The sequence below is a fragment of the Mycobacterium sp. 4858 genome, assembly GCF_900240975.1.
Classification (GTDB): domain Bacteria; phylum Actinomycetota; class Actinomycetes; order Mycobacteriales; family Mycobacteriaceae; genus Mycobacterium.
In genome coordinates this window covers 3,246,985-3,271,961 of sequence record NZ_LT968776.1, presented here as the reverse complement: position 1 = coordinate 3,271,961, position 24,977 = coordinate 3,246,985, and the positions used below count along the sequence as shown (strand labels likewise).

Sequence of the window (24,977 nt, the reverse complement as noted above, 5' to 3'; positions counted from 1 at the left end):
ACCGTGTTCTTCTGGGCGTCGCTGGGTGGGATGCCGAAAGAGTGGGCGCTGAGACATGTTCAGACGATCGGCACGAAGCTCGCTTCCTTGCTGAAAGACTAAGCGGCGCCCAGACCGCGCAGCACGAAACCCAGCAGATAGTCGACCTCGTCGGTGACGTCTGTCGTCGACTTCTGGTGAAACCGGTCGAGAAGTGCGGCCTCGAAAGCCGCCCGAATCGACCGAGCATCCACCTCCGGACTGCACGCGGTGAAGATTCCTTCTGCTTTGCCTCGGTGAAGTATGGCGGCGATCGATGCCTGATCGGCCGCCATCCCGATTTCGAGTTCGCGCGCATAACCTGGAGTGCGCCGCAGTTCCTCGGAGTAGAAAATCGCCACCCTCTTGCGCTTGCGCGGATTCGACACCAGCTCGAACATGTGCGTCATCCACGACCGCAGGGCCTCCACCGGGGTTTCCGCGCGCGCCACTACCTCGCGCAGTTGCTCCTGCACCGCCTTGCGATCCCTCCGAAACATCTCCAACAGAAGATCGTGTTTGGTGCTGAAGTTCCGGTAGAAGGCCCGCGTGCCGAGACCGGCTTCATCGAGTATCTCGGTGATGGATGTCAGCGACTCGCCACTGCGATCCAAGCACCGGTAGGCAGCGTCGATGATGTGCTGTCGCTCCGATGAGCGACTGATCGTCCGAGTCTCAGCCACAATGGATTACACCGGCGTCCTGCCATTTCGCGATTGTTGCGTCATCGTAGCCGAACACCCGCAGCACCGCGACCGTGTGCCGCCCGGCCAGACGTCCGCCGGGCGCCCTGATCTCCGACCGACTCGGCCCGACCAGCGACGAAAACCGCAGGGGCGCCTCGAGCATCAAACCCTCTGCCCCGCGGTCCGCCAGGAACTGCTTGCAGAACGCGCCGGGCAGCGTGGTGGACAGGTCGACGACGCGGATGCCAGCCAGCGGTGTCGTCGGTTCGGGGGCGGCAAGGGCGTCGGAGGTCGAGGGCATTCGACGCGACTCCTGCGAAAGGTCGGTTTTCGGCACTGCATCGCATTCCGAGCCAATGTACGTGGCTTGTGTCGCACAATAACCTGCCAGCGCTGGGGATTCAATCCGTCGATCGGTGGAATCGCCGTTGACATGTGACACCCAGCCTCCTAGCCTAGTGAAAAATGCTTTTTCAAAAGCCAGTACCCGGTTGGAGGCAGGCATGACCAAGATCTGGACGAATTCTGGTGATTCACACTTTCTGGAACCCGACGATCTCTGGCAATCCCGGCTGCCGAAGCGGTTGGCCGAGTTGTGTCCGCGGTCGGAGAAGGATCCCGACGGTGAGTACGAGACGGTTTACGTCGACGGTCAGATCTTTCGGCGGAAGCTGCCGTCGTCGGCGATGGTGGCCTTCGTTGAGTTGGCCTCGAAGCCGCAGGGCCTGCGAGATGCCCGGGCGCGGCTCGGCGACTTGGATCAGGAGGGCGTGTGGGGTGAGGTGATCTTTCCGTCGCTGGGCATGTGGGCCTCATCGTTCCGGACGCCGGAGCTGCTGAAGGCGTGCATGCGCGCGAGCAATGAGTGGGCGCTTGAGGAGATCTGTGCGGTGTCACCGCGCTATGTGGTCACAGCGCAGGTCTCGACGCTGGTGGTGGACGACGCGGTGGAGGAACTGCAGTGGGCGGCCGGCAAGGGGTTCAAGGCGGTGTTCCTGCCGACGTCGCCGCACCCGAGCGCCCCGGACTGGCACCGCGACGACTGGGAGCCCTTATGGGCGGCGGCCGAGGAGGCCGGCATGGTGCTCGCGTTCCATATCGGCACCGATCCGGTGCCCGTGGAGGCCGGCAACAGTGTGACCGGCGGCGCGGGTCAGGTATATCGCGGCCCGGGTGGGGCCATCATGAACTACGCCGAGACGACATTCTCCGGGCAGCGGGCCACCATGAAGCTGGTGGCTTGCGGTGCACTGGACCGGCATCCGAACTTGAAGGTGTTGATCTCTGAGGGCGGCGCGACGTGGGTTCCGTTTTTGGGTGACCGTCTGCTGGAGGGGTATCGCCAGCACCATATGGCGGTGCGGCCCAAGCTGAGCCGCAGCCCGAAGGAGATCCTCTACAGCCAGGTCTACGCGTCGTTCCAGCACGACGAGACCGCGGTGGCGGCCTTCGACCACATGGGGTATCGCAACGTGATGTTCGGCAGCGACTATCCGCACATGGAGGGCACGTTCGGCCACACCCAGGACACGCTTAAGACGCTGTTCGACGGGGTCAGCGACGATACACGGCTGCGCATCACGCAGGGCGCGTTCTTCGAGCTGTTCCCCGACGTCCCGCCCGTACCAGCCGAAAGCATCTGAACTGGTGGGCAATTCGGATGGTCTGCGTGACGTCGCCATCGTCGGAATTGGCGCGACGCCCTACTACAAGCGGGGCGGGTCGTTGCCGAAGACCGTAACCGAACTCGCCGGTGAGGCGATCCTCGCCGCCTGTGAGGATGCCGGGCTATCGGTGCGCGACATCGACGGTTTTGCCTATTACTCGGGTGCCAGCGCCGGGTACGCCGAGAAGATGGACACCGGCGATTTCGTGGAAACCCTCGGCATACCGGAGGTCCGGTTCACCGCGGCGCTGACCTCGGGCGGCGGTGGTTCGGCCGGGGCGATCGGGCTGGCGCGTGCGGCGATTGTCGCCGGCGATGCTTCTGTGGTCGTCACTGTGATGGCGTTGCAGCAGTCCAAACAGCGTCTGGGAGCGGTGTTCTCGGCGATGGAGCCCGACGCGATCAACTCGTTCCTGCAGCCGTCGGGGCTGTTCGGTCCGGGTCAGCTGATGTCGGTGTTGGCGCGTCGGCATATGCATCTCTACGGCACGCGGCGCGAGGCTTTCGCCGAGATCGCGATCTCGACGCGGGCCAATGCGCTGAACCGGCCCAAGGCGATTCACCGGGAACCACTGACGCTCGAAGACTATTTCAACGCGCGGATGATCGCAGAACCGTTGTGCCTCTACGACTTCTGCCAGGAGACTGACGGTGCCGTCGCGGTGATCACGACGAGCGCCGACCGTGCCCGCGATCTGCGCCAACCACCGGTCCCAGTGGTCGCCGCCGCCCATGGTGGAGTCAAGCAGTGGGGTCGCGCGTTCGCGTGGATGGGTATGCCCGATGAGTACTTCGCTTCCTCGGGTAACAAGCCGATCGCCGAGCGGCTCTACCGGCAGGCCGGGATCAGCGCCGCCGACATCGACGTGGCGCTGCTCTACGACCACTTCACCCCGATGGTGCTGATGCAACTCGAGGACTACGGATTCTGCGAGAAGGGGGAGGGCGGCGCGTTCGTGGAGAGCGGGGCGATTCGCTACGACGGCGGCTCGATCCCGCTCAACCCACACGGCGGTCAACTATCGGAGGCCTACATCGTTGGCATGACCCATATCATGGAAGGAGTCGAGCAGATGCGCGGCACCGCCATCAACCAGGTGACCGACGCCGAACTCGCGTTGATCACCGGGGGGCCGGCCAGTCTGCCGGTCAGCGGTCTGATCCTGGGGCGCGCCGCATGAGCGCGCCCCCCGCCACACTGGCGACAACCCTTCCCGGCGAGCACATCCGGATCGCGGTCAACAAACACACCGAACCGTTTTGGCAGGCAGCCAAAGAGCAACGTCTTGTCGCCCCGCAGTGCGCCGACTGCGGATCCTTCCGGCTGCCGCCCACACCGTTCTGCCCGGAATGCCAGTCCACGGCCGTCAACTGGGTTCAGCTGAGTGGCGATGCGACCGTCTACAGCTTCGCGGTTGTGCACGGCATTCCCGGCATGCCCGAATTGACGTTGGTACCAGCGGTCGTCGACCTGCCCGACGCACCGGGTGCGCGACTGGTGAGCAACGTCGTCGACATCGCGCCGACCGATTTGACGATCGGAATGGCGCTGCGCGTGGACTTTTCGCCCATCGCCGATGGCTGGATGCTTCCAATTTTCCGGCCGTACAACGGAGCCACTGGTGGCTGACGACGACAGCGCCCTGCACGAGAAACCGCTCGAATTTTTCGCCAGCATCGCCAACACCGGCGGCGACTGTGACGGGCAGGCGATCCTGCCCGACAACGGGCGCTTCCGTGCCTGGTGCTCGTGCGGCAACTGGAGCGTCGAGGTCGACGACTCCGAAGACGGTTTGAGATTGGCACGCATCCACACCGGCAGCCCGCCGCACTGAGGTCAGAGGAGAAAACTCGTGGGGAATCTCGAAGGCAGAGTCGCCTTCATCACCGGCGCGGCTCGAGGGCAAGGTCGCGCGCACGCCGTCCGCCTGGCCAGTGAAGGCGCCGACATCATCGGGCTGGACATCTGCGCCGACATCGACTCCATGGACTATCCCAACGCGACCCCCGCTGACCTCGAAGAGACAGTCAAGCTCGTTGAGGATCGTGGCCGACGAATTGTGGCCCGCCAAGCCGACGTTCGCGACGCCGACGCCGTCAACGCTGTTGTCCGCGAAGGTGTCGCCGAATTCGGGCGCCTGGACATCGTGGTGGCCAACGCCGGAATCGTGCGACTCAGTGAAGGCTCGAAGCGACGCGAGATCTTCCGCGACATCATCGACGTGAACTTGGTCGGTGTGTGGAACACCGTCGAGGCGGCGATCCCCGCTCTGATCGACGGCGGCCGCGGCGGATCGATCGTGATCACCAGCTCGAGCGCTGGTTTGAAGGCCACCGGCACCGACCGTGCAGGTGGCCAGGCCTACGCCGCCGCCAAACGCGGTCTCGTAGCTTTGATGCAGGTGTGGGCCAACCACCTTGGGCCACAATCAATCCGAGTCAACACCATCCACCCAACCGGGGTGGCTACCGGCATGGTGATGAACGAGACGATGGCCAAGCTATTCGAAGCCAACGACGCGGCGCTGACCGCCATGCAGAACGTCCTTCCGATACAGATCCTGCAACCCGAAGATGTCGCGGAAGCTGTCGCATGGCTGGTTTCCGACGCGGCCAAATTCATCACAGGCACCGCTTGGCCCCTCGACGCCGGCTTCGCGGTTCGGTAACACACAACGGGAGAGCCAATGATTACGTCGACACTTGCAACGCCGCGCCCGGAAGTCTCGCTGAGGATCGGCGGCGAAAAACGGCATACCGCGTCTGGAGGCACCTACCAACACATCAACCCGTGCGATGGGACACCCGACGCCGAGATCCCCATGGCAGGCGCCGCCGAGATCGACGAGGCTGTCGAGGCCGCCCACGGCGCGTTTCTTGGTTGGCGGCAGACCAATCCGGCCGAGCGCAGGCGTATTCTGATGCGCTTTGCAGACCTGATCGAGCAAAACACCGACGACTTCACCCGCCTCGGTACCTTTGACAACGGCACGCCGTCGGGGTTGGTGGGCGGGCTCGTCGCGATGTCGGTCGAGTGGACGCGTTACTACGCGGGTTGGGCCGACAAGATCAGCAGTGACATCGCGTCCTCGTTCCGAACCCACGGTGAGTTCAGCTATACACTCAGTCAGCCTTACGGGGTGATCGGCGTGATCATCACCTGGAACGGCCCCCTCATCTCCTTGGCGATGAAAGTGCCTGCGGCACTTGCCGCGGGCAACACCGTGGTGATCAAGCCGTCCGAGCTCACCCCTTTCAGCGCCAATCTGTACGCGGATCTCGCTGCAGAGGCCGGTATTCCCGCCGGCGTCATCAACGTGGTTCCCGGATCCGCTGAAGCCGGGGCGAGGCTGGTCGCCCATCCGCTCGTCAAAAAAGTCACCTTTACCGGCGGCCCGGATACGGCGCGCAAGATCCTCTCGACCTGTGCCGAGCAGATCAAGCCGGCAGTCATGGAGCTCGGCGGCAAATCCGGCAACATCATCTTCGAGGACGCTGATCTTGACCTCGCCTGCGGCTACGGAACGATGATGTCGGTGGGCTTGATGAGCGGCCAGGGCTGCGCCCTTCCGACCCGAATGATCGTGGCAAGACCGCTCTATGACGACGTCATCGCGCGAGTCTCGGCGATCGCGTCGATGATCAAAGTGGGTGACCCGTTCGATCTGGACACCCTGAGCGGTCCTGTCGTGAATGAAGCAGCACTGGAGCGGATCGTGGGCATGATCGACCGCGCCAAACAGGACGGCGCACGATTGATCACGGGCGGTGAGCGCATCGGCGGTGACCTCGCGGACGGATACTTCCTGCAGCCCACGGTGTTCGCAGACGTCGACCCCAATTCCGAACTGGCGCAAAAAGAGGTCTTCGGTCCGGTGCTGTCGATCATGCCGTTCGACACCGAAGACGAAGCCATCGAGATCGCGAACAGGACCCCCTACGGGCTGTCCGGGTGCCTGTTCACGAACAATCTCAAACGCGCCCACCGTGTCGTTGAAGCGCTCGAGACTGGAGAAGTCCTGATCAACGGCGCCATTAACCTGGGGGTGCACCGACCCTTCGGGGGTATCGGCATCAGCGGTATGGGCAAGGAAGGCGGTCGGCAAGGGCTGGACGAGTTCCTGTGGACCAAGAGCGTGAGCATCGCCTAACTAGCCCAAGTATGAGCGGAGACGACTTAGGCACGCCACGTTTCGGCCTGCACCCGTTGCATGGAATTCACGAGCCGACCCAAGGGACGCCGCGACTACTGCCTGGCTCAGTGCGGCGAACCAGCTCCATCGATATGACGCGCAAAACCGGCTCCATAGATCCGGTCTACTTGTCGGGCCGAGCACGCGACGTCAAGACGGCGTGCGACGGCACCACGACGGAGGTGGGCCACGCCCGCCTGGAAGCGACGGTCGAGACGTTCGCTCGGGTCGTTCAGCACCTCGAGGTCGAACCGATCGTTGCCAACATGAATCTCAGTGGGGCGCCGGCGATGAGCGGCTTTCGCGCTGCGGTTGACAAGGCCGCGCCCGATCTGCGGCGACGCCGCGACTTGCGCTATACGTTGCTCGATGATGTCCCCGTCGCCACACTCATCTCCGGTCATGCGCTGTCAGCGTCGGGAGTGCTCGGAGTCGCAGCGAAGTCAGGTTATCTGCCGATCGCCGACCGGTGCGCCGGCTTCGTCACCGGCGGTCTGCTGATGACCTCGTTCGAGGGCGGTGACCCCGCCGTCGTGACCGGCCCGCCGGCCCCTGCGCTCGAGGACCCGGCCGATCCACTCGCCTGGCACGCCATGGCCCCGCTGCCTGTTCACGGGATGCGACGACGGCGCCGACTTGACGTTCAACCCTGCTCGGATAGTTCAAAGGTGTCGATCAGTGCGATGTTTCGCGACAGCTATGTCCGCGCCGACAGCACCGAGACCATCATCCACGAATACACGCTCGATGCATCGGTAGATGCAGACACGGGGGTCATACTGCACTCGCAGGCGATACCCAGAGTTCTGCCTTGGCAGGAATGTCCAGGCGCCGTTGCGAGCGCAACTCGCATCACCGGAATGAGGCTGGACGAGCTGCACTTCCGGGTCCGCCAGGAGCTGGCCGGCACGTCGACGTGCACGCACCTGAACGATCTGCTGCGCAGCGTCGCCGATACCGCGGCGCTGATCCCGCTGCTGAGCACCCCCTGAGAACAACCGGCGAATGGACCATCAATGCCCCTACCTTGAATTTCGACGTCTCCGACGTCATCGGCAGCGAACGGCTCACACAAGCGGCGTCAGCCTTCCTCCCGGCCCAACCACTGGAGGCACCGGCGATCCTGGCACGTCTGGCGGGAGGGTTGTACGACAAGCACTACTGACACATGGAGATTCCCGGTCACACCCGACGTTCAATGGTGAAGTGCCGGTGTAGTTTCTGCGAGACTTGGCGTCCGTGTAGCGGTTCGGGTCGTCGCCGAACTCACCGAGCAGCCACTGATCCATTAGATTGTCGCCAGGCGTCCTCGTGCCCGATAGTGGTTGCACCACAAGATAAGTCGAAGACGGTCCGCCAACAGGTCCCCGACAGCGATGTCTTCGACGTGCGCACCCTCGCCGCGCATCTGGGTTGGGTCGATGGCGCTGCCTCGGGCGCCGGAGAGGCTCGCGAGTAATGTCTTGACAGTTCATCAAATGTTTTGACATTTAACCGTTTCGGGTGTCATCCTGGCGTTACACACGTCACACCATGCGTCTTTCCCCATGAGGAGCGTTTATGGCAGCAGTAACTCCGGCACCGGGCCGGCCGCCCCTCGCTGATTTGCTGGTTGTCGATATGTCCACCACCCTGGCGGGCGCATACACCTCGCAGTTCCTCGCCGATTGCGGCGCCAACGTAATCCTGGTTGAACCGCCCGACGGCAGCTCCCTCCGACAGCTCCCGGGATGGCCCGCGCTGCTACGCGGCAGACGTTCGGTCACCCTCGATGTCCACGAACCTGACGACCGTCAACGACTCTGGCAGCTGCTAGAAAACGCCGATGTGCTCGTGACGACCGCGCGGCCGGCGGACGGGAGCCGCCTCGGACTCACGCCCGAATTGGTGACACAGCGCTGCCCCAGACTTGTGCACGCGTCGATTACCGGGTGGGGGTCGAAAGGCCCGTGGCGAAACTACAAGGGCTGGGAAGCGTTGGTCCTGGCCAAGATCGGCATCATGCACGAGAAGCGTGGCGTCACCCCACGAAGCGGGCCTGCCTACGTCTCGGCCCCCTATGCGTCTTGGGGCGCGGCCCACGCCGCCGTGCAAGGAATCCTGGCAGCATTGATCGAGCGGGATTCGAGCGGTCGCGGTCAAGTCGTCGAATCCAATCTCGTAACGGGCGTGGGGGCGAACGATACCTGGAACTGGTTCCACGAATTAGTGCTCGACCGGTATCCGGGCGCCTTCGAACCAGCGGGCGCGGTGTACGACGAACAGAGCCGCCCGCTGATCCCCCTGGTGTATTCGGTCTTGGCGGCCCCCACCAAAGACGGTCGCTGGTTGCAGTTCGCCCAGGTATCGCCGCGATTGATGCATGCCTGGCTAACAGAGCTCGACTTGTTGACCGAACTTGCGAACCCAAAATGGGAGGGTTTTCCCACGCTACCCACGCAAGAACTGCGCACGGAATTCTGGGACCTGATGATCGAGCGGGTCAGGGCGCGCACTCTCGCGGAATGGCAGCAGGCATTCGATGCAAACGAAAATCTAAGTGCCGAGATTTTCCGCACACCCAGCGAGTCACTGAACCATCCCCAGACTCTTCATCAAGGCCGAGCTGTGACTGTGGACGACCCCGAGCTTGGCCCGGTGCACCAGCCGTCGACGTTGATCCACTCCGATGGCCAGCCACTCGCGGCGTTGCGTCCAGCTCCGGGCGTAGGACAGCACAATGCGTCGGTGTGGGGGTTGCGCCGGGAGCCGCCCAACCTCCCTGCGGCCGGTGAGGTCGCTGCGGGACTTCCTCTACATGGGACGACGATCCTCGAATTCGGTTCGATGTTCGCCGGGCCCTACGGCGCCACGCTGCTCACCGACCTCGGTGCGCGGGTAATCAAAGTCGAACCGCTCGACGGCGACAACATCCGAAACATGCTTCCGTTCCCGGAGGCTGGTGGTGCAAAGGTGCTGCAAGGCAAGGAAAGCTGCGCGGTCGACTTCACCAAACCAGAGGGGCTCAGCCTGATATACGAGCTGGTAAAGCGTTGCGACATCGTCGTTCAGTGCTTCCGCGGGCAAGCAGCTGAACGAGCCAAGATCGACGAAGCTACGCTCAAGGCGATAAACCCCGATTTGGTAGTCCTGAGCACCTCCGGCTACGGCCTCGATGGGCCATTCGGACATCGACCCGCGTACGCACCGTCCATCGCCGCGGCGTCCGGTCTGGCCGTTCTCGACAGCGGCGACGCAATGCACCCGCCGACCGACTTGGATGACCTGCACCGCACGGCCGCCACGCTGTTCTCCGGCGGAACGATTTCTGCGGTGCAGGCCGACGGTATCGCCGCGCTGGGTGTCGCCTCCGCGTTGCTCGTGTGCCTTTACGCGAAGCGGCGCGGCATCGATATGCACCACACCGAAACCACCATGCTGGGCACGGTTCAGAACGCCCTCATCTGGTCGAACGTCAGCTATCGCGACCAGCCGCCGGTGCCGACAGCCGACGCGGAGTTCCTCGGCCTCACGGCCCTCTACCGGCTGTACCGCGCCGCCGACGGTTGGGTGTTTCTCGCCGCTCCCCTGGCGCGAGAATGGGAACCTTTCGCGAAGGCTATGCAGGCCTACGTCGACCTGCTGGGCGACGAGCGCTTCGTCGATACCGCATCACGGGCACGCAACGACGATGTCTTGGCACGCGTCTTGGAACAGGTCTTCCTGACGAAGACCAAACTCGAGTGGGAGTACGAGCTGACCGCACAGGACGTCGGATGCGTCGAAGTCGCCGACCGCAATTCGGGCATCGTCCTGCAAAGCGACACGTGCCGCGATGCTGGGTATTCGGTGGAAGCTGACAGTCCCATCTTCGACAAACATCTTCGGCTGGCACCGCTTTACCGGTTCTCCCGGTCGTTGACAAAGGCCAGCGGAGGCTGCACCGTGGGTCAGCACACGACCGCAATTCTGAGCGAGATCGGCATCGACGACAACCAGATCGCTGATCTGCGGTCGCGAGGGATCATCGCATGCGGTTAAAGGTGTCGACGGGCTTGTTGCGTTGCCGTGTGTGGCGCCAAGCCGGCGACATCGGCCACGATAGTGGCTCACGCTCCGCCAGCGCAGCAACGAAGACACCAATCGTTTTCTGCGGCAGTACTTCCCGGACAACACCACCCTGAACGCGTATACCGTCGAGCGTCCACTCGCAGTCGAGTACAAGATCAATCAGCCCACGCTGGCCTGTCGGTGGTGATCACTTGTTCCTGTTCTACGACAGATTCTCTGCGCAATTAGCTAAGCTAGTTGACCTCTCCGCGATATAGGCATCTCAAATCTCGCCTAGGGCAGCAGCTCTCGCGCACTCGGTTTCGGCCCGCCTGAGAAAAGGACGACGGACAGATTCGGCGCCGCGCCGATGGCACTCACGCGCACCAGCGCTATTGATAATTTTCTAATAAATGGTAGATTCTAACTCTCGGACGGTTATCGCGATAACGCAAGGAGGCGTTGTATGGCTGCGGTCGAAGTTGAACCGTCGCGTGGGTGGTCCGTTGCCGCCAAGACGAAGAGGGCGCCGCGGGTCCGCACCATCCCCCCGATCGTTGTGTGGGCGACAGTCGGTGCGACGTTTGTCGGCCTGGCCATCTATGTCGCGGCGAGCTGGATCCTGGGGGGGCGCGCCACACCGACACCGATCGGTGACCACAACCCCGACTTGGGTAACGACCTTAAATTCTGCATTGCGTTCCAGGTGTTCACGGTGATCACGGTCGTCGGCACCCTGGTTTACGTAGGACGTCAGTGTATTCGCGAAAGGCGCTTGACGTTTGACGCCATCCTTATCATCGCCTATCTGCTGCTAATCCAATGGGATCCGATCCTCAACTACATCCTGCCGCAGTTCTCATACTCGTCGTTGATGGTGAACTTTGGCTCGTGGACAACCGACATGCCCGGGTGGGTGTCCCCGCGTGGCAACCTCATGCCCGAGCCCACCATCCTCATCGGGGTCGGCTTCATCTGGAGCGCTGCGCTGTGCATGATCGGGTGCGCGTTCCTGCGCAAATTTGTGATGAGGCGGTGGCCACAGACAGGCAAGCTGGGCGTTATTGCATGGTCGATTGCCTTCATGGCAGTCATGGATCTCAACGAGGTGGCCCTCACCAGTTTGCACGTCATTGCATATCCAGACACCGTCGGCTGGTTGACGCTGTTGAAGGGCACGACCCATCAGTTCCCTCTTTACGAACCGATCGTGTGGGGCGCCCTTGGCTGGGCGCCGTTGATGGTGCTGCGGTTCTACCGCGATGATCGCGGTCAGTCGGTGGTCGAGCGGGGCGTGGAGCGGCTCAATGTATCCAGCAAGACCAAGGCCGCCCTGCAGATCCTGGCCGTCGCCGCCGTGACCAACATCGGGTACTTCGCCTACAACATCGTGTTCATTTGGATTGGCCTGCAAAACGATAACGACAACTGGGAGATGTACCCCTCCCATCTGAGAAATGGGATGTGCGGTCAGGGAACGCCTTATCTCTGCCCGGACCCGGCGCATGGGCGGCCGATACCGACCGGCGGTCAGCCAGGTTCGCCGAACGACATTCCTGGCGACGGCAGCACGTGGGTCGATCTCTACCTAGGCCGATAGCGCCATCGGGTAGAGGGCTACTCCAGCCCTTGGGCAGTCATCGAAGGGGAATAGGACCTCGCGGACGAGTCCAGGATTGCTTCTATGCAAACAACAACGAATCGGTCAACGGCTCCTACGTCGTCGGTTGATAAACATCCTGCCGGAGACGAGCTCGAGGCAGTGCTCGGCGCCTGGCGTCCCGGTTACCTGGGCTGACTAAGCGGCCGACCACTTCCGCGATCATGCGGCGCTCGAAGCTGTCGACCTGACCGGGTCGCCGACGGAGTTGACCGTGGCTTGGCGCGGGCGGCCCTGGAGGTGGGCCGCCACGGTCGTCGCGCTACGGAGATGCCTTTCCAGGTTCTCACCGAGCGCGAGTAAACCGCCAACGTCGCCATCGCGAGCACAACTCCTTCTCGAGCTGGACCAAGACCTTCACCGATCTGCGGCTGTGCGCGGCGATCGTGGACCGTTTGACGTTCGCCAGCAACATCATTGAGACCGGCACCGAGTCCTACCGACTAGCGAACGCCCGCGCGGTGCGGGTTAAGGCGTGGCAGCAGAATTGTTCGCAGGGTCCGATCAGTTCGGTGGTGAATCCGTTCGGGTGCAGCACCGTAATGGTCAGTGCAACGAAGGAGCGAAGCGGCTCATGTCAGGGCGAAGGCCTATGTATGTCGAGTCCTGATCCGGGATTAGCTCGTCGGGTCCTTCCGGGGTCTGGGAGCGGCGCACTCACAGTCTGGTTCGGAAGGCGAGAGACCCGCCTACCTGTCTGCGTGGTTATATGCGGGATTGCGGCCGGCGATCGCGGCAAGGATGTCCCCTGGATCGATGCCCCACCGCTGCGGGGCGCGGGGGCTCCACGCCAGCGAAAGGACGTAGGGCGGCGGTGGTTCGCCGAACGGGCGCACCGCGAACGCTGGGTCGTCGAATACCCGCCACGGCCCGCCGGCCTCTAGGCTCAGCGACGGAATCACGGTGCGATGAGTGCGGATCCGGCTTGCCATCGCGGCCACGTCGAGGCTGTCAATGCGGTCGAACCGTGTCACGCTGTGGCAGACCATGAAGTGGTGCAGGTTGTTGAGCACCGAGGGGAACGGCGTATCGGGCGGCAGTGTCACTTCACGTCGGGCGAGGTCCCCCCAGTCGATGTGGTCACGCGCGGCGAGCGGGTCGTCGCCGCGCATGACGAGCACGTAGTCGAAAACGGCCACCTGCTGGTACGGCAGCCCGGCGCAGTCGGACGTCGGGTTCACCAATGCGAAATCCAGCGTGCCGGCCGCAAGCCGGCGCGGCAGCTGGTCCGGTTCAACGAGTTGAACCTCGACATTCGACGTTGTTAGGTCGCGCAGCGCATCCACCGTGCGGTCTAAGACCGTCGGTGGCGAAAGATGAAATGCGCCAACCGTTATCGCGAGCGCTTCATACCCTAACGATCGCGCGTAGTCGCCCAGCGAGTCAGCATGACGCACGACTTCAGCAGCTCGTTCGCAAAGCGCTAAACCCGCGGCCGTCAGGCGCACGTCATGGTGTTCGCGAATGAACAAGTCCACCCCGAGTTCGGTCTCCAGCGCCCGCACGGCGCGGCTGACCGGTGCCGGGGTCAGATGCAAACGCTGGGCTGCCCGGCCGAAGTGCTGCTCTTCAGCGACCGCGACAAAACAACGCAGGTGGCGCAGTTCCATGGCGCCAGTTTGACACTCGACACTCGTCGCGCGCTGCGGTTTACGCAACGTTGGGATGCACAAAACGCACTGGACATCGGTAGCTGCGGTTTGAACAATTTGTGCCATGCCAACGCCATTGACGTTCGAAGTGACGGCCAGTATCGAGACCGGTGAGCGGCTGACCCAGACGGCATGGGCCTTCCTGCCGCCGCGGCCGGCTGGTGCGGTCGCGGCGCTCTTGTGTCTGGCCGGCGGGCTCTACGACAAGCGCTATTGGCACATGCAGATTGACGGGCACCCCGGCTACAGCTTCGGAGAGCACCTGGCCGCCGCTGGCTATATCGTCCTCGCCCTGGACCACCTCGCCGTCGGCGAGAGCACTGACCCAATCGCATCCGGCCAGCTAGGGCTGGAGTTGCTGGCTGCCGGCGACGCGGAGGTGGCCCGGCAGGTCCGTGAAGGCCTGCGCAATGGCGATCTCATCGACGGCGTTTCGCCGCTGGCCGGCCCTCTGGTCGGTGTAGGCCACTCAATGGGCGCATGCCTGACCACGATGGTGCAGGCCAACACCGGTATCTACGACGCGGTGGTGTTGCTCGGGTACGGGGTACAAGTCACCAACATTTACCAAGAAACAACAGATGCCGCCGATCTCGAAAGCCGGGTCCAGCAATCAATGTCGCTGGCTTGCCAGCTCTCGGGTGCCAGTCCGCAGGACAGCCACATGACCGTTCCGCGGTCATATCTTGAGGGCCTGTTCTATGCCGGAGAGGTACCACAGCAGGTGATCGACGCCGACACCGCCGCGCAAAGTCGGGTGCCGGTGCGCGCGGGCGCCGAGGTCGCCACGCCGGGATTCGTCGAGCGCTACGCGCCACAGGTGAATGTTCCAGTGTTCCTAGGATTCGGCGCAGCGATTGACGTGTCGCCCAATTCGTACGCCGAACCTGCCAACTATACGGGCTCTGCTGACGTGACACTGCACCTCGTGCCGAAGTCAGGTCACTGCCACAACTTCGCCAGCCACCGTTACGAGCTGTGGGATCGCATCGCCGCGTGGGTTCCGACGGTGACTTGACGATCTGCTCATGCCGCCGACCGCCGGCCGACGTAAGTGTGCTGCTGGAAGAAAGCGCCGATACAAACAGAGTCCTCCCGCGGGACCTTCTTGCGCATCGAGGAATCGCACGCCGCGCCCGCCATATCGAGCAGTTCGGCCTTGCCCGTGGTACGGCGTCCGTCGGGCCGACTGCGACGATGGCGGGTGCGTCCGGATCTAGGAGCGATCCCTCAAGCACGAGCATCCTCGGATAGGAGCGTCGTCGATCGCCCCGTCGGATGCGCCGTAGCCGGTCCCGTCGGCGTCTTCGGAGGTCTTTGCATTCGCTGTTTCGGCTGCGTCGACTATTATCTGTGTCTCCTCCAATTATCTTGGCAAGAACTAAAAGTCATGAGTTACCACTCTCGAACCAGACCAACCTGGGTCACAGAGGCCACGTGATTGCCGCCCACCGAAGAGCCGGCCCATACAGAACGCCCTGCCTTCCGAGGCACTGGGCGACACCTGCTCGAGGAGCAGCCACTCATCAATGCGGAAGGGGCGATGAAACCATAGACAATGATCGAGGGTGAACGTCTTGATATCGCGATGGGGCTTGATTTCGTGGGGCGTAAAGGCGCTCATCAACAATGTCAGGCCAGCGACACATGTGGCGATGGCACTGTGGACCGCTTGGGGAGCGTCGAAGGGTGCCGATGTCCGCACCCATTGGCGCGACAGCGTACCCCGGCCGGTTGTCGTGAGAGGTCCGCGCACATGCGAATCCGGGTACCAGTCGACTTCCAGAGAAGACCATCGTCGATAGAATTCCGGCCAGTCCTCGGGGAATGGACGCAGGCCCGCGCCAGCCGACGGAGGACCGTCGACAGCCTCGGCAGCCAGTTGATGCTCTGGTCCGTTTTCTGGAGCGTGGAACGCGGCCTGCTGGGAAAGCAGCTGTCGACCCTGCTGCTCGGCTATGACCCGCCGGTTGGACAGCGAGCCGGAGTCGCGCAACCGCTCGACGTGAAATTCAATCGGCGGCCCGATTAGCCCCGTGGAGAGGAAGTGGGTCTGAACAGAGTGCGGGACACGTTTTTCCTCGACGGTCTTGGCCGCTGCCATCAGAGCTTGACCCGCGGCCTGTCCGCCGAAGACCCGAGGCATACCAATGTCGGGCGTGATCCCTACGTAGGAATCGCTTGCGACGCGTTGGACGTCAAGCAGGTCGATCAAGGAGGCGACAGTGGCGACCACTTAACTGCCCTCTCGCAGCTCGGATTTCCGAGTGGCGTGCGCGATGCCCGCTGCGCGTGTACAAGTCACAACACGCCTCTGAGATGTCCGCCCGCTTGCCCTGCAACCTTTTCACGGACCCCGAATCTACTGCAGAAAATTACGGTATACCGGCGCAGACGAGATAATCCAGCCCTTCCGAATTCGCGTCACCCGGAACTGATCGCCTGCAGCGGCCGATAGCGCAGTTCGCGATGGCAGCAACATGTTTGATCGTCAAAGGTGGTACCCAGCCTGTCGCCGCCAAGCGTACGCGGGCCTCCATGCGCATCCAGAGATCGAGTGAATACTTTCACGAGGTCGGCGCGTTGCCCATAAGACAGATATATATAACTTATATATATATAGTTGGATGATCTAGATGCTGGGCGTGACGGGGTGACCGCGGTATCAGTAGATTCCAACTCAGGCTAGTACAGCGCGACAACGAACTCTCAGAGGCGAGCGGCCACCTTAAGCGATGACGCCTTCCATCTTGAGCTCGCCGAACGTGACATCGTCAACCCCGATCTCGCGCAGGATGGCGTCGGTGTGTTCGGCGAATTGCGGCGCCCGCTTCGATGGGACAGTCGCAACGTCGAACTGAACCGGATTCGCCACCAGCTTGCGCCGAACACCCTGCGCGTCAACGACTTCGACGATCCCACCGTTGGCGACCAGGTCCTCGTCGTTGGCGAGGTCCCAGCTGTCCTGCCACACCGTCCACGCGCCACTACATCCGTTGAGCCGTCGCTCGCATTCGTCGAGGGGATACCGGCCGATCAACTCCGCGACGATCCGACATGCGGAGTGGATATTCTCGGCGATACCGTCGATTGTCGCAAAGCGCTTGTCCGCGGCGGCTTCCGGGCTGCCCATGCACATGCAGAACTCCGACCAATAAGACAACGGGTCGAGCATTGTCAACTGAATGAACCGGCCGTCGCGCGTGCGGTAGCTCGCGACCAGCGGATTGCCTGCCATGGGCGTGTCGAGTTCCACCTTTGGCAGGTGCCCGCCGCTCATCAGCGCCATGTTGACATCGAACTGCGTCGCCCATGCCCCGACGCCCAGCAGTGACACGTCGATCACCGACGGTTGTCCGGACATGCGACGCCGGTAGAGCGCGGCGGCCACGCCGCCCGCGATAGCCAGCCCGCCGACGTTGTCGCCATACGCACCGCACGGCATATAGGTCGGCCGATCGGCGAGGCACGGCGTCGCGCCGTCTGCACTTCCTCCCCTCGCCCAAAATGCGGTGGAGTCATAACCCGGCCGGTCCCTGCCAGGACCACGACCGCCGAATCCACTACCCACCACGTAGATGATGTCGGGATTGATGCTCCGAACATCATCGACATCGATACGCAACTTGGACCGGACAACAGGCAGGTGGTTGGTGAGGACGACGTCGCTGCGCCGGAGCAGCGCCTCCAAGATTGGCCGCGCCAACGGGGATGTCAGACCCAGCCCGATACTCCGCTTACCTCGATTGGGTGCCTCGATGTGGGGTGTGAACTGGCTCGATTGCTCTGACGACTCGCCGTGCGACGCCATGAAAAGCTGACGCTGGGCATCGCCCGTCAGCGGATTCTCCACCTTGATGACGTCAGCACCCCAGTCGGCGAGTATGGCACCTGCCGACGGCACGAAGGTGAACTGCGCTATTTCCAGGACTCGTACGCCCGTCAGGGGTTTATCCATATCGACACCCTCTTGATCTCGATCAACTGGTCGCAGATGTGTAGCGACGTCATGTCGTCTGCTGCGAAGTCAAAGCCCGAGGTCACGCCCGATCAGGTCCTTCATGATCTCGGTCGTCCCCCCGAGGATGGTCTGGATGCGTACGTCCGCGTAGTCGTTGGTCACCCGGTACTCCCTCATGTAGCCGTAGCCGCCGTGAAGCTGCACGCAGCCGTCGACGACCTTCTTCGCAACTTCCGTGCACCACCACTTGGCCTTTGCCGCCTCGACCGCCGATAGGTCGCCCTCGACGACGGCGGCCAGGCATCGGTCGATGTACTGCTCGGAGACTTCGAGTTCGGTATCCATCTCGGCCAGCAAGAATCTGTTGTGCTGGAAGCTGCCGATGGACTGACCGAACGCTTTGCGATCCTTCGCATATTGCAGCGTCTGACGCCAGGTCTCGCGGGCGCCGGCAATCGCGGAGATAGCAATCGACAGTCGCTCAGAGGGAAGGTTGTGCATCAGATGGTAGAACCCGCGGCCTTCTTCGCCCAAGACATTCGCCACGGGCACCCGAACGTTCTCAAAATGCAACTCGGCAGTGTCGTGTGTGTGCAGACCGAGCTTGTCGAGCTTGCGACCGCGGATGAAGCCCGGCATGTCACGCTCCACCACAAGGAGCGAGAACCCCCGGTGGCCGGCAGAGGGATCGGTTCGCGTCACGACGACGACGAGATCTGCGTTGATTCCCGAGGAGATGAAGGTCTTCGACCCGTTCAGGACCCATTCGTCGCCCTCCCGCACCGCGGTGGTGCGGATCCCGGCAAGGTCGCTACCCGCACCCGGCTCGGTCATCGCAATCGCGACGATGGTTTGTCCGCTAACGATTCCCGGCAGCCAACGGCGCTTCTGCTCATCAGTCGCCAAAGACTTGAAATACGGGCCAACAACGTCGTTTTGAAGCGTGAGAGCGGGGACGCGGGTTCCGAACTTCGACAGCTCCTCGTTGATCACCGCGTTGAAGCGGAAGTCGTCGCTGCCGCCACCGCCATACTCCTCAGGCATATTGAAGCCGATCAGACCGTATTTGCCGGCGGCGATGAACGCTGATCGGTCAACGATGCGCCGCATCTCCCATTCGTCGGCGTAAGGCGCGACCTCACGTTCGATGAAGTTCTTAGTCGTCGCACGGAGTTGCTCGTGCTCGGCACTGAAAATGAGACGTCTCATCCGATATCCTCTGCGCTTCGTCAGCGGTCCGTCATGCGGCTGTCGCGTAGTTCGTCGGCATGCCCGCCGGCCAGATTTTTGGTTTCTAAACAGATTAGACTAGCGAGTCGAATTTGCCTACGTCCCTGTTCCCTCTTATTCGGCTTCTCGCGATCACAAACCACGCCGACGTGCGGCATGCGATGCTCGTGGCTCTCCGCCAACGTCTCGACGGGTGCGTCGACCGATGATGACGTGCCGAGTTGGAAGGTGGGGCCAGCGTCGCAACTGCGCGGCCGGGCCCGCTCTGCGGGCCAGGGTCGTGGCGGCGTGCGCCGACGGTGGCAGCAACGTCGAGGCCGCCGATCACTTGGAGTTGGATCGGAACACGTTTTCCAAGTCGCGCAACCGTTTCGCCGCCAAGCGCCTGGCCTACCAGAGCGCACTGGCCGTCGCTCGATCGATGGTGCTGTTCCTCAAACGCCCAGGTGGACAGTCGCAGGACCGAGCTCGCCTCCGCTTGGCACAATTGCATCATCGACGGATTGCATCGTAGGCATCGATCACCTCACCAATAACCAGATAATTATTTAGTTATATAGAACAACGCCATCCTGTCGCTTATATGATGGGCCCCCAGAGGCGCGTACAGGGATGGAGATGACGATGACGGACTTCGTCGAAGGAACGGCCCAAATACGGACGGACCGCGACAGGTTGGATGAGGACGACCACGACCTGCTGACGTTCGTGGAGGCCGGTGAACGGCTACGAATCGAAATTGCCTCCGTCCAATGCCAGCTTGAACAATGCCGGCGGCTCGGCACTCCGCAAGAGGTTGATTCGGCGCAGAGGCGTCTGGATGCGTTACGCGCAGCCGCTCAACGCAACTCCGCGCAACCCATCAACGACGAGAACTTCGAGAAATTCTTCGGCTACCCGGGTAAGGCGCGGCGGAATGCGTCCGCTGGCGATGAACCGCGCTAATACCTCGCAGCGGCGAGAACTCACCCCCCGCTCGGACGGCGGGCAGGCTACACGGTTTCGGCAGCTTTGATTATGGGCGACGCGCCGTAAGAACGCGGGAGCTCATCAAGGCAGCAGCTTGACCGCAACGCAAGTCGCGCTGGCGCCAAGTGTGCGACTAGCTCACACCGAGCACTCATCGTGGCGCGTACTCAGTCGCTGGCCGGCAACGGTTTGGCCTCCTTGAGCGACAGCGGCGTTCCGCCGATGCTGAGCGTGCCCACCCCAGCCTTGGTGACCAGCACCTCGGCGCCACCATCATCGACATAGCGCTTACCCATCGCGCTGCCGCCGGCCAGCGCGGGATCGAGCTCTGCGTGCGATGACTTCTCGGTGTCGAGCAGCACCATCCGCGAGCCGCCGCAGCGCAGGTCGTCGATGCTGTCCGTGGCCCGCACGACAATCACCTGGGTGTCGCAGACCTGGCCCTGCAGGCGGGTTCCGTTCTTGATCATGTTGCGCTCCTGACATTTTCGGAGAGTTGTCGGACGATCTCGCGGCGCAGCACCTTGCCCGTGTCCGTCGTGGGCAGTTGGTCGATGATCTCGATGCGGTCCGGGGTGCGTGAGCCCCGTAGCGTTTTGCGTACGAACTCGCGCAGTTCTTCGACATCCGGTTCAGCGCCCCGCTCGGGTACCACGACCGCGACTATGATCTGCCCCCACTGCGGGTCGTCTGAGCCGACCACCACGACCTCGTGAACGTCGGGATGCTCGACGAGCACATCCTCCACCTCCGCAGGGGCAATGTTCTCACCACCACGGATGATTGTGTCGTCGGATCGACCACCGATGAACAGGTCTATGTGCGAGTACCACCGAGATCATGAAGGACCTGATGGTCGGGTCAATGGCTATTGACGATGAGCTTGCTCACTGTGTACGGGCGCAAGCGGCTTCGCGCACCACTGTTCAGCTATCCTACAAACAATTAGTTGATTACTATCGGTGGAGGATCGATATGGAGGTTACCAACCTTCGCGAGCCGAAGATGGCTGATCGCGTGGCCACCGTGCTGCGCAGGATGTTCATCCGCGGCGAAATCGCAGAAGGAACGATGCTCCCCCCGGAATCAGAACTCATGGAGCGGTTCGGTGTGTCCCGGCCGACGTTGCGCGAGGCGTTCCGTGTGCTCGAATCGGAATCGCTTATCGTCGTCCAGCGTGGGGTACGTGGCGGCGCCCGGGTTACCCGACCGCGACGCGAGACGCTTGCCCGTTATGCGGGGCTGATCCTCGAGTACGAAGGCGTGACGCTCAAAGATGTCTACGACGCACGAATGGCTCTCGAGGCGCCAATGGTCATGCAGCTGGCCAAAGGCCGCAACGCGAAAGTGATCGCGGAGTTAGAGCAGATCGTCGAAGCCGAGGAGCAGTTGATACCAGGCAGCGATGCCGCGGTCCGACTGACAGAGTTCCACGCCGCTATCGCACGGCTATCGGGCAACAAGACCTTGCAGATTGTCAGCGACATGCTTCATCACATCGTAGTGAAGGCGAATCGCTCGTTGCAGGCAACCGAAGGTTCTCGCGCAGAGCAGGCGGTCCGTCGATCGGCCAAGACGCATCGGATGGTGCTCGACCTGATCAAGGCTGGGGAGGCTGAGCAAGCCGGCGAGCTGTGGAAAAAGCACCTGCAGAAGGCCGGGGAATTCGCGTTGTCGGGTTCCGAACTTTCCAGTGCGGTCGACCTTCTCGAATGACGGAGGTGAGCCGGGATGCCGACTAACGACATCGCGATCCCAGTCCACCTGCTTCGTCGGTTCGGGATCGGAGTCGTGATCGCCGATCAGGACTCCGCCGTCGTTGAGACGTCGATGCCGCTCGCGGGCATGCGCAATCCCTTCACCCACCTGCCGACGATTGCCCCGCTCGGCGTGCTCATCGATGCGGTCAGCGGAATGTGCAGACCGCGATCGGCGCTCCCCCCGTCGTCGCATCCGGACGCCCCCTGAGCACAAGCAATCAGGGACGACGGCAAACACGCGCTGACGCCGCGCATCACCGCCTGCGCTAGCGGCTACTTCTGCCATTTGACCTTGCTGAGAGCGTCGCGGCTGCGTTGAACTTTGGTGATAATGTCGTCGGCGGTGGCCTTCCACCCGAATGGCGAGGCGTCGCGGTTCCGATGCTGACTCCCAACGGTGATCGCCGCGGTGAGCTTGGCAACGCTGCCGAAGGCAGTCCAGCGCAGGCGTCTGATAGTGAACTCGTTCGGTCGGATGTGCGCCGTGGTGGGGCACCCGAGTGCGCTGCCGAATGCGCCCAAACACATCTCGGTAAGCTCAGTCCGCGAGATACGACGCGACTGAACCCATTTCACACTGGCTGCCCGAACAAACGCCAACCAACCCTCCACCGCAATCTCGGTGGCATCGCGCGCATGTCCCTGCGCGACGAGTTGATCGATCAGGCGCTGGCCCACAACATTGAGCTCTTCGGAGATGATCGCCTGAATTGCCGGGTCATATGACAGTACGCCGCGGTTGATCGCGACTGCCTCAAAGGGATGATCGAGAATTGATTGGATGTGGGCCTCGAGTCCGATCGCAAGCTGCTCCACCAGCGGTAGCTGTGGATCGGGGCTCACGCGTGCCAGGAACCGGTTGCTGGCACGCCTTAATATGTCTACGTACAACTCTCGCTTGCTCGGAAAATGGTGATACATCAGCGCTCTAGAGACACCCGCGCGCGGCGATGTCCTCCATTAAGACGGCTTCGTAGGGCATTTCCGCGAACATCGCGGCTGCGGTGTCGAGCAGCTCTTCACGGCGCTGCTGCGGTTCTAGCCGACGTCGTGTCATGTGACGGCCTTTCCCCAATCAGGTCGCCGACGGCCCACTAGCGGTTACGTCTTGGCTTCGGCGCGGGCGGTCAGCACCAGGTCCGTGCTGCCGAGTTCGAGATCCTCGGCGAACGGGATCGTGCCACCCACCATGGCGACGTTCCTCATGCCCGAACTCCTTCGCGCTTGGCCCAGGCCAAAACGCGCAGCCGTAGTCGAAGATGCCCGCGGGGCGATTCGTCGCGATACCACCGCACCGGACTTGTCCGATCGCCCCGTGCACCACGGCGGCGCATCCGTGCCGATCGAGATGACGTCGGTCATGGTTGCCTCGCTCCTGTGCGACGAAACCGCCGCGGCCGTTCCGTTAAATGGGATATATAGTTATAGCCTTTAAGAACGATCCGGGCCGCGGGGCGAGAGGAGCTCAAAACGGTGGACAGGCCGGGTTCTCGCACCCTCAAGGACCGCGTGCTGGTGGTGACTGGTGCAAGCCGTGCCATTGGTCGGGCGATGGCGGTGCGGACCGAACATGGGTTCCGTTGTCCCGAAACCGAGTTCGCGGTTGGCGTCGCGCGTGGCCGTTGGACGGGCCGTCACACGGGTCACGACGATCGCTCACCGACTTCACGGCGCGATCGGCGTCACCGCCAAAAACATCCGTTGTAATCCGGGACACTGCGTGCACAGAGCTGGAGCAACGGCTACGGGCCGACGGCCGGCTACGCGCGTCGACTCGGACGGATGGCCCTTAAAGCCGTCGAGCCGTGAGACCTGTTAATCGCAATTTTTGACCGGTGCAACTTGGAAGGAGAGCAGTGACAGTCGAGAAATTCAACGGTGCGTCCGCGATCGTCAGTGGAGGCGCGGGCGGCCTCGGTGAGGTCACGGTGCGGCGGTTGCACGCCGAAGGCCTCGGCGTGGTGATCGCCGACCTGGCCACAGACAAGGGCAAGGCGCTCGCTGACGAATTGGGCAGGCGCGCGACCTTCGTCAGTACGGACGTGACGAGCGAAGACTCCGTCGAGGAAGCGATCGAACAGGCCAACCACCTCGGCCAGCTGCGGTATGCCGTGGTCGCGCATGGTGGATTCGGCGTCGCACAACGCGTCGTGCAACGCGACGGCAGCCCGGCCGATTTTGCCGGCTTCACTAAAACCATCGATCTTTATCTCAACGGGACCTACAACGTCGCTCGGCTCGTCGCCGCTGCCATAGCGGCCGCGGAACCGCAGGCCGACGGCGAGCGAGGCGCGTTGGTGCTCACGGCGTCCATTGCCGGTTACGAGGGACAGATCGGTCAAACCGCTTACGCAGCAGCGAAAGCCGGTGTGATCGGATTGACGATCGCCGCCGCGCGCGACCTCAGCTCCGCCGCCATTCGGGTCAACACCATCGCACCCGGGACCATGAAGACGCCGATCATGGAGTCGGTCGGAGAAGAGGCCATCGCCAAGTTCGCCGCCAACGTGCCATTCCCCAAACGCCTCGGGGCTCCCGCGGAATTCGCCGATGCTGCGGTCTTCCTGCTGACGAACGGGTACGTCAACGGCGAAGTGATGCGTCTCGACGGCGCGCAACGCTTCACTCCGCGTTGACTTCTCGTGGGGCCGACACTTCCGCACTTCGTCCGAGCCCAACGAATTATCGAAATAGTTGGATGCTTTGTGACTTTGGCGCGTAGCATCCATTCGTGGCGCGCCTCACAGTGTGCCCGACAGTGCGGCACCTTCGGGTTAACAGAGACCTGCTACCAAGCGGCTCAAAGCGAGATCGCCAACACTTTCCTATGGGCGGTTCCTTTACAGCGGTTTCGGTTGATCCTTGACACCCCCTAGATGAGGGAGTTGAGCGTGGCCGAAAATGTGGAGTGTCGCTTCAGGCGCTGCACTCGTGGTAGCCCGCTATGAGGCTTGGGGCCTGCACGGGTTGAAGGACCGGTCGCACCGGCCGGTGAGTTGCCCGCATCAGATGTCCGCCCAGATCGAGGCGGGTGGGGCTGGAGTTGCGGCAGGGTCGCCTGGGTCAGGGAAACGCTGGTTCCCTTCCCGTTCGGATCCTCATCCCCGTGGACGGCCTGCACGCTGTGGCTGTGGACCTGATGGACGGTTCGTC

23 protein-coding genes and 4 pseudogenes are annotated in these 24,977 nt (G+C 62.7%); 17 read left to right on the top strand and 10 right to left on the bottom strand.

Going from position 1 to position 24,977, the window contains the following annotated elements:
* Positions 1-98: 98 nt before the first annotated feature.
* Positions 99-701: a TetR/AcrR family transcriptional regulator gene (locus C1737_RS24170; protein WP_102419657.1), complete on the bottom strand. Its 603-nt coding sequence runs from the start codon at positions 699-701 to the stop codon at positions 99-101.
* Positions 694-1,005: a CoA transferase gene (locus tag C1737_RS26960; protein WP_068052724.1), complete on the bottom strand. Its 312-nt coding sequence runs from the start codon at positions 1,003-1,005 to the stop codon at positions 694-696. Before C1737_RS26960 ends, C1737_RS24170 begins: the two co-directional genes overlap by 8 nt.
* A 202-nt stretch (positions 1,006-1,207) precedes the next feature.
* Here C1737_RS26960 and C1737_RS24160 point away from each other — a divergent pair, with 202 nt between their 5' ends.
* From C1737_RS24160 to C1737_RS26955, 11 genes and pseudogenes are all read left to right on the top strand, one after another.
* Positions 1,208-2,347: an amidohydrolase family protein gene (locus C1737_RS24160; RefSeq protein ID WP_067923797.1), complete on the top strand. Its 1,140-nt coding sequence runs from the start codon at positions 1,208-1,210 to the stop codon at positions 2,345-2,347.
* A 4-nt stretch (positions 2,348-2,351) separates the two neighbouring features.
* Positions 2,352-3,551 carry a thiolase gene (locus tag C1737_RS24155; protein ID WP_067923794.1) on the top strand — a complete coding sequence of 400 codons (1,200 nt, stop codon included), beginning with the start codon at positions 2,352-2,354 and terminating at the stop codon, positions 3,549-3,551.
* Positions 3,548-4,000 (top strand): Zn-ribbon domain-containing OB-fold protein, encoded by a 453-nt coding sequence (locus tag C1737_RS24150; protein WP_067923791.1) that lies wholly within the window; start codon positions 3,548-3,550, stop codon positions 3,998-4,000. The genes C1737_RS24155 and C1737_RS24150 overlap by 4 nt, the downstream gene beginning before the upstream one ends.
* On the top strand, positions 3,993-4,205 hold the full coding sequence (locus C1737_RS24145; protein WP_369807551.1) for a hypothetical protein: 213 nt from the start codon (positions 3,993-3,995) through the stop codon (positions 4,203-4,205). The genes C1737_RS24150 and C1737_RS24145 overlap by 8 nt, the downstream gene beginning before the upstream one ends.
* A gap of 18 nt (positions 4,206-4,223) precedes the next feature.
* A complete protein-coding gene (locus C1737_RS24140; RefSeq protein WP_067923786.1) occupies positions 4,224-5,039 on the top strand; it encodes a mycofactocin-coupled SDR family oxidoreductase in 816 nt (271 codons plus the stop codon).
* A gap of 21 nt (positions 5,040-5,060) precedes the next feature.
* A complete protein-coding gene (locus C1737_RS24135; protein ID WP_102420100.1) occupies positions 5,061-6,521 on the top strand; it encodes an aldehyde dehydrogenase in 1,461 nt (486 codons plus the stop codon).
* 11 nt (positions 6,522-6,532) lie between these two features.
* Positions 6,533-7,555 (top strand): DUF2889 domain-containing protein, encoded by a 1,023-nt coding sequence (locus tag C1737_RS24130; protein WP_174813837.1) that lies wholly within the window; start codon positions 6,533-6,535, stop codon positions 7,553-7,555.
* Positions 7,556-7,590: 35 nt separating this feature from the next.
* A complete protein-coding gene (locus C1737_RS24125; protein ID WP_233214873.1) occupies positions 7,591-7,728 on the top strand; it encodes a hypothetical protein in 138 nt (45 codons plus the stop codon).
* A 395-nt stretch (positions 7,729-8,123) separates the two neighbouring features.
* Positions 8,124-10,583, top strand: coding sequence for a CaiB/BaiF CoA-transferase family protein (locus tag C1737_RS24120; protein ID WP_102419656.1), 2,460 nt, complete (start codon positions 8,124-8,126; stop codon positions 10,581-10,583).
* Between the two features lie 475 nt (positions 10,584-11,058).
* Positions 11,059-12,192: a spirocyclase AveC family protein gene (locus tag C1737_RS24115; RefSeq protein WP_082962371.1), complete on the top strand. Its 1,134-nt coding sequence runs from the start codon at positions 11,059-11,061 to the stop codon at positions 12,190-12,192.
* 315 nt (positions 12,193-12,507) lie between these two features.
* Positions 12,508-12,713, top strand: a pseudogene (locus C1737_RS26955) (ATP-binding protein); the annotation flags it as partial.
* 228 nt (positions 12,714-12,941) lie between these two features.
* On the opposite strand, the gene C1737_RS24105 reads toward C1737_RS26955, so the two are convergent.
* Positions 12,942-13,862, bottom strand: coding sequence for a LysR family transcriptional regulator (locus C1737_RS24105; protein ID WP_158243993.1), 921 nt, complete (start codon positions 13,860-13,862; stop codon positions 12,942-12,944).
* A 106-nt stretch (positions 13,863-13,968) separates the two neighbouring features.
* Between C1737_RS24105 and C1737_RS24100 the strand changes: the two genes are divergently transcribed.
* Positions 13,969-14,922: an alpha/beta hydrolase gene (locus C1737_RS24100; protein ID WP_067923768.1), complete on the top strand. Its 954-nt coding sequence runs from the start codon at positions 13,969-13,971 to the stop codon at positions 14,920-14,922.
* Positions 14,923-15,285: 363 nt separating this feature from the next.
* On the opposite strand, the gene C1737_RS24095 is transcribed toward C1737_RS24100, so the two are convergent.
* The 3 genes from C1737_RS24095 to C1737_RS24085 form a co-directional block, all read right to left on the bottom strand.
* Positions 15,286-16,119 carry an acyl-CoA thioesterase II gene (locus C1737_RS24095; RefSeq protein ID WP_142393482.1) on the bottom strand — a complete coding sequence of 278 codons (834 nt, stop codon included), beginning with the start codon at positions 16,117-16,119 and terminating at the stop codon, positions 15,286-15,288.
* Between the two features lie 513 nt (positions 16,120-16,632).
* Positions 16,633-17,862: a CaiB/BaiF CoA-transferase family protein gene (locus C1737_RS24090; protein ID WP_102419653.1), complete on the bottom strand. Its 1,230-nt coding sequence runs from the start codon at positions 17,860-17,862 to the stop codon at positions 16,633-16,635.
* Positions 17,863-17,931: 69 nt separating this feature from the next.
* Entirely contained in the window at positions 17,932-19,074 is a 1,143-nt protein-coding gene (locus C1737_RS24085; RefSeq protein WP_067928013.1) for an acyl-CoA dehydrogenase family protein, read from the bottom strand.
* Between the two features lie 639 nt (positions 19,075-19,713).
* On the opposite strand from C1737_RS24085, the gene C1737_RS24075 reads away from it, so the two are divergent.
* Entirely contained in the window at positions 19,714-20,040 is a 327-nt protein-coding gene (locus tag C1737_RS24075; RefSeq protein WP_174813838.1) for an acyl-CoA synthetase, read from the top strand.
* Between the two features lie 191 nt (positions 20,041-20,231).
* Here the strand turns inward: C1737_RS24075 and C1737_RS24070 are convergent, their stop codons facing one another.
* The gene (locus tag C1737_RS24070; protein WP_102419652.1) at positions 20,232-20,534 is read right to left on the bottom strand and encodes a hypothetical protein; all 303 of its coding nucleotides are present in this window, start codon (positions 20,532-20,534) and stop codon (positions 20,232-20,234) included.
* A pseudogene (locus tag C1737_RS24065) lies at positions 20,531-20,878 on the bottom strand (long-chain fatty acid--CoA ligase); the annotation flags it as partial. The gene C1737_RS24070 and the pseudogene C1737_RS24065, both read right to left, overlap by 4 nt.
* 161 nt (positions 20,879-21,039) lie before the next feature.
* Here C1737_RS24065 and C1737_RS24060 point away from each other — a divergent pair.
* Both C1737_RS24060 and C1737_RS24055 read left to right on the top strand, forming a co-directional pair.
* Entirely contained in the window at positions 21,040-21,780 is a 741-nt protein-coding gene (locus tag C1737_RS24060; protein ID WP_102420098.1) for an FCD domain-containing protein, read from the top strand.
* Positions 21,781-21,795: 15 nt separating this feature from the next.
* The gene (locus C1737_RS24055) at positions 21,796-22,032 is read left to right on the top strand and encodes a hypothetical protein (protein ID WP_102419651.1); all 237 of its coding nucleotides are present in this window, start codon (positions 21,796-21,798) and stop codon (positions 22,030-22,032) included.
* 65 nt (positions 22,033-22,097) lie between these two features.
* On the opposite strand, the gene C1737_RS24050 is transcribed toward C1737_RS24055, so the two are convergent.
* Positions 22,098-22,667 (bottom strand): hypothetical protein, encoded by a 570-nt coding sequence (locus C1737_RS24050; RefSeq protein ID WP_233214814.1) that lies wholly within the window; start codon positions 22,665-22,667, stop codon positions 22,098-22,100.
* A gap of 42 nt (positions 22,668-22,709) precedes the next feature.
* A pseudogene (locus tag C1737_RS27570) lies at positions 22,710-22,766 on the bottom strand (TetR family transcriptional regulator); the annotation flags it as partial.
* A 914-nt stretch (positions 22,767-23,680) separates the two neighbouring features.
* Here C1737_RS27570 and C1737_RS24045 point away from each other — a divergent pair.
* Both C1737_RS24045 and C1737_RS24040 read left to right on the top strand, forming a co-directional pair.
* The gene (locus C1737_RS24045; RefSeq protein ID WP_102419649.1) at positions 23,681-24,460 is read left to right on the top strand and encodes an SDR family oxidoreductase; all 780 of its coding nucleotides are present in this window, start codon (positions 23,681-23,683) and stop codon (positions 24,458-24,460) included.
* A 263-nt stretch (positions 24,461-24,723) separates the two neighbouring features.
* A pseudogene (locus tag C1737_RS24040) lies at positions 24,724-24,854 on the top strand (leucine zipper domain-containing protein); the annotation flags it as partial.
* Positions 24,855-24,977 lie beyond the last annotated feature (123 nt).

Bases quoted from the DNA above. Each gene is read 5' to 3' on its own strand.
- C1737_RS24100 (WP_067923768.1), top strand. From the start codon at position 13,969: ATGCCAACGCCATTGACGTTCGAAGTGACGGCCAGTATCGAGACCGGT.
- C1737_RS24055 (WP_102419651.1), top strand. From the start codon at position 21,796: ATGCCGACTAACGACATCGCGATCCCAGTCCACCTGCTTCGTCGGTTC.
- C1737_RS24105 (WP_158243993.1), bottom strand. From the start codon at position 13,862: ATGGAACTGCGCCACCTGCGTTGTTTTGTCGCGGTCGCTGAAGAGCAG.
- C1737_RS24130 (WP_174813837.1), top strand. From the start codon at position 6,533: ATGAGCGGAGACGACTTAGGCACGCCACGTTTCGGCCTGCACCCGTTG.
- C1737_RS24120 (WP_102419656.1), top strand. From the start codon at position 8,124: ATGGCAGCAGTAACTCCGGCACCGGGCCGGCCGCCCCTCGCTGATTTG.
- C1737_RS24150 (WP_067923791.1), top strand. From the start codon at position 3,548: ATGAGCGCGCCCCCCGCCACACTGGCGACAACCCTTCCCGGCGAGCAC.
- C1737_RS24160 (WP_067923797.1), top strand. From the start codon at position 1,208: ATGACCAAGATCTGGACGAATTCTGGTGATTCACACTTTCTGGAACCC.
- C1737_RS24090 (WP_102419653.1), bottom strand. From the start codon at position 17,862: ATGGATAAACCCCTGACGGGCGTACGAGTCCTGGAAATAGCGCAGTTC.
- C1737_RS24060 (WP_102420098.1), top strand. From the start codon at position 21,040: ATGGAGGTTACCAACCTTCGCGAGCCGAAGATGGCTGATCGCGTGGCC.
- C1737_RS24075 (WP_174813838.1), top strand. From the start codon at position 19,714: ATGACGATGACGGACTTCGTCGAAGGAACGGCCCAAATACGGACGGAC.
- C1737_RS24085 (WP_067928013.1), bottom strand. From the start codon at position 19,074: ATGAGACGTCTCATTTTCAGTGCCGAGCACGAGCAACTCCGTGCGACG.
- C1737_RS26960 (WP_068052724.1), bottom strand. From the start codon at position 1,005: ATGCCCTCGACCTCCGACGCCCTTGCCGCCCCCGAACCGACGACACCG.
- C1737_RS24070 (WP_102419652.1), bottom strand. From the start codon at position 20,534: ATGATCAAGAACGGAACCCGCCTGCAGGGCCAGGTCTGCGACACCCAG.
- C1737_RS24115 (WP_082962371.1), top strand. From the start codon at position 11,059: ATGGCTGCGGTCGAAGTTGAACCGTCGCGTGGGTGGTCCGTTGCCGCC.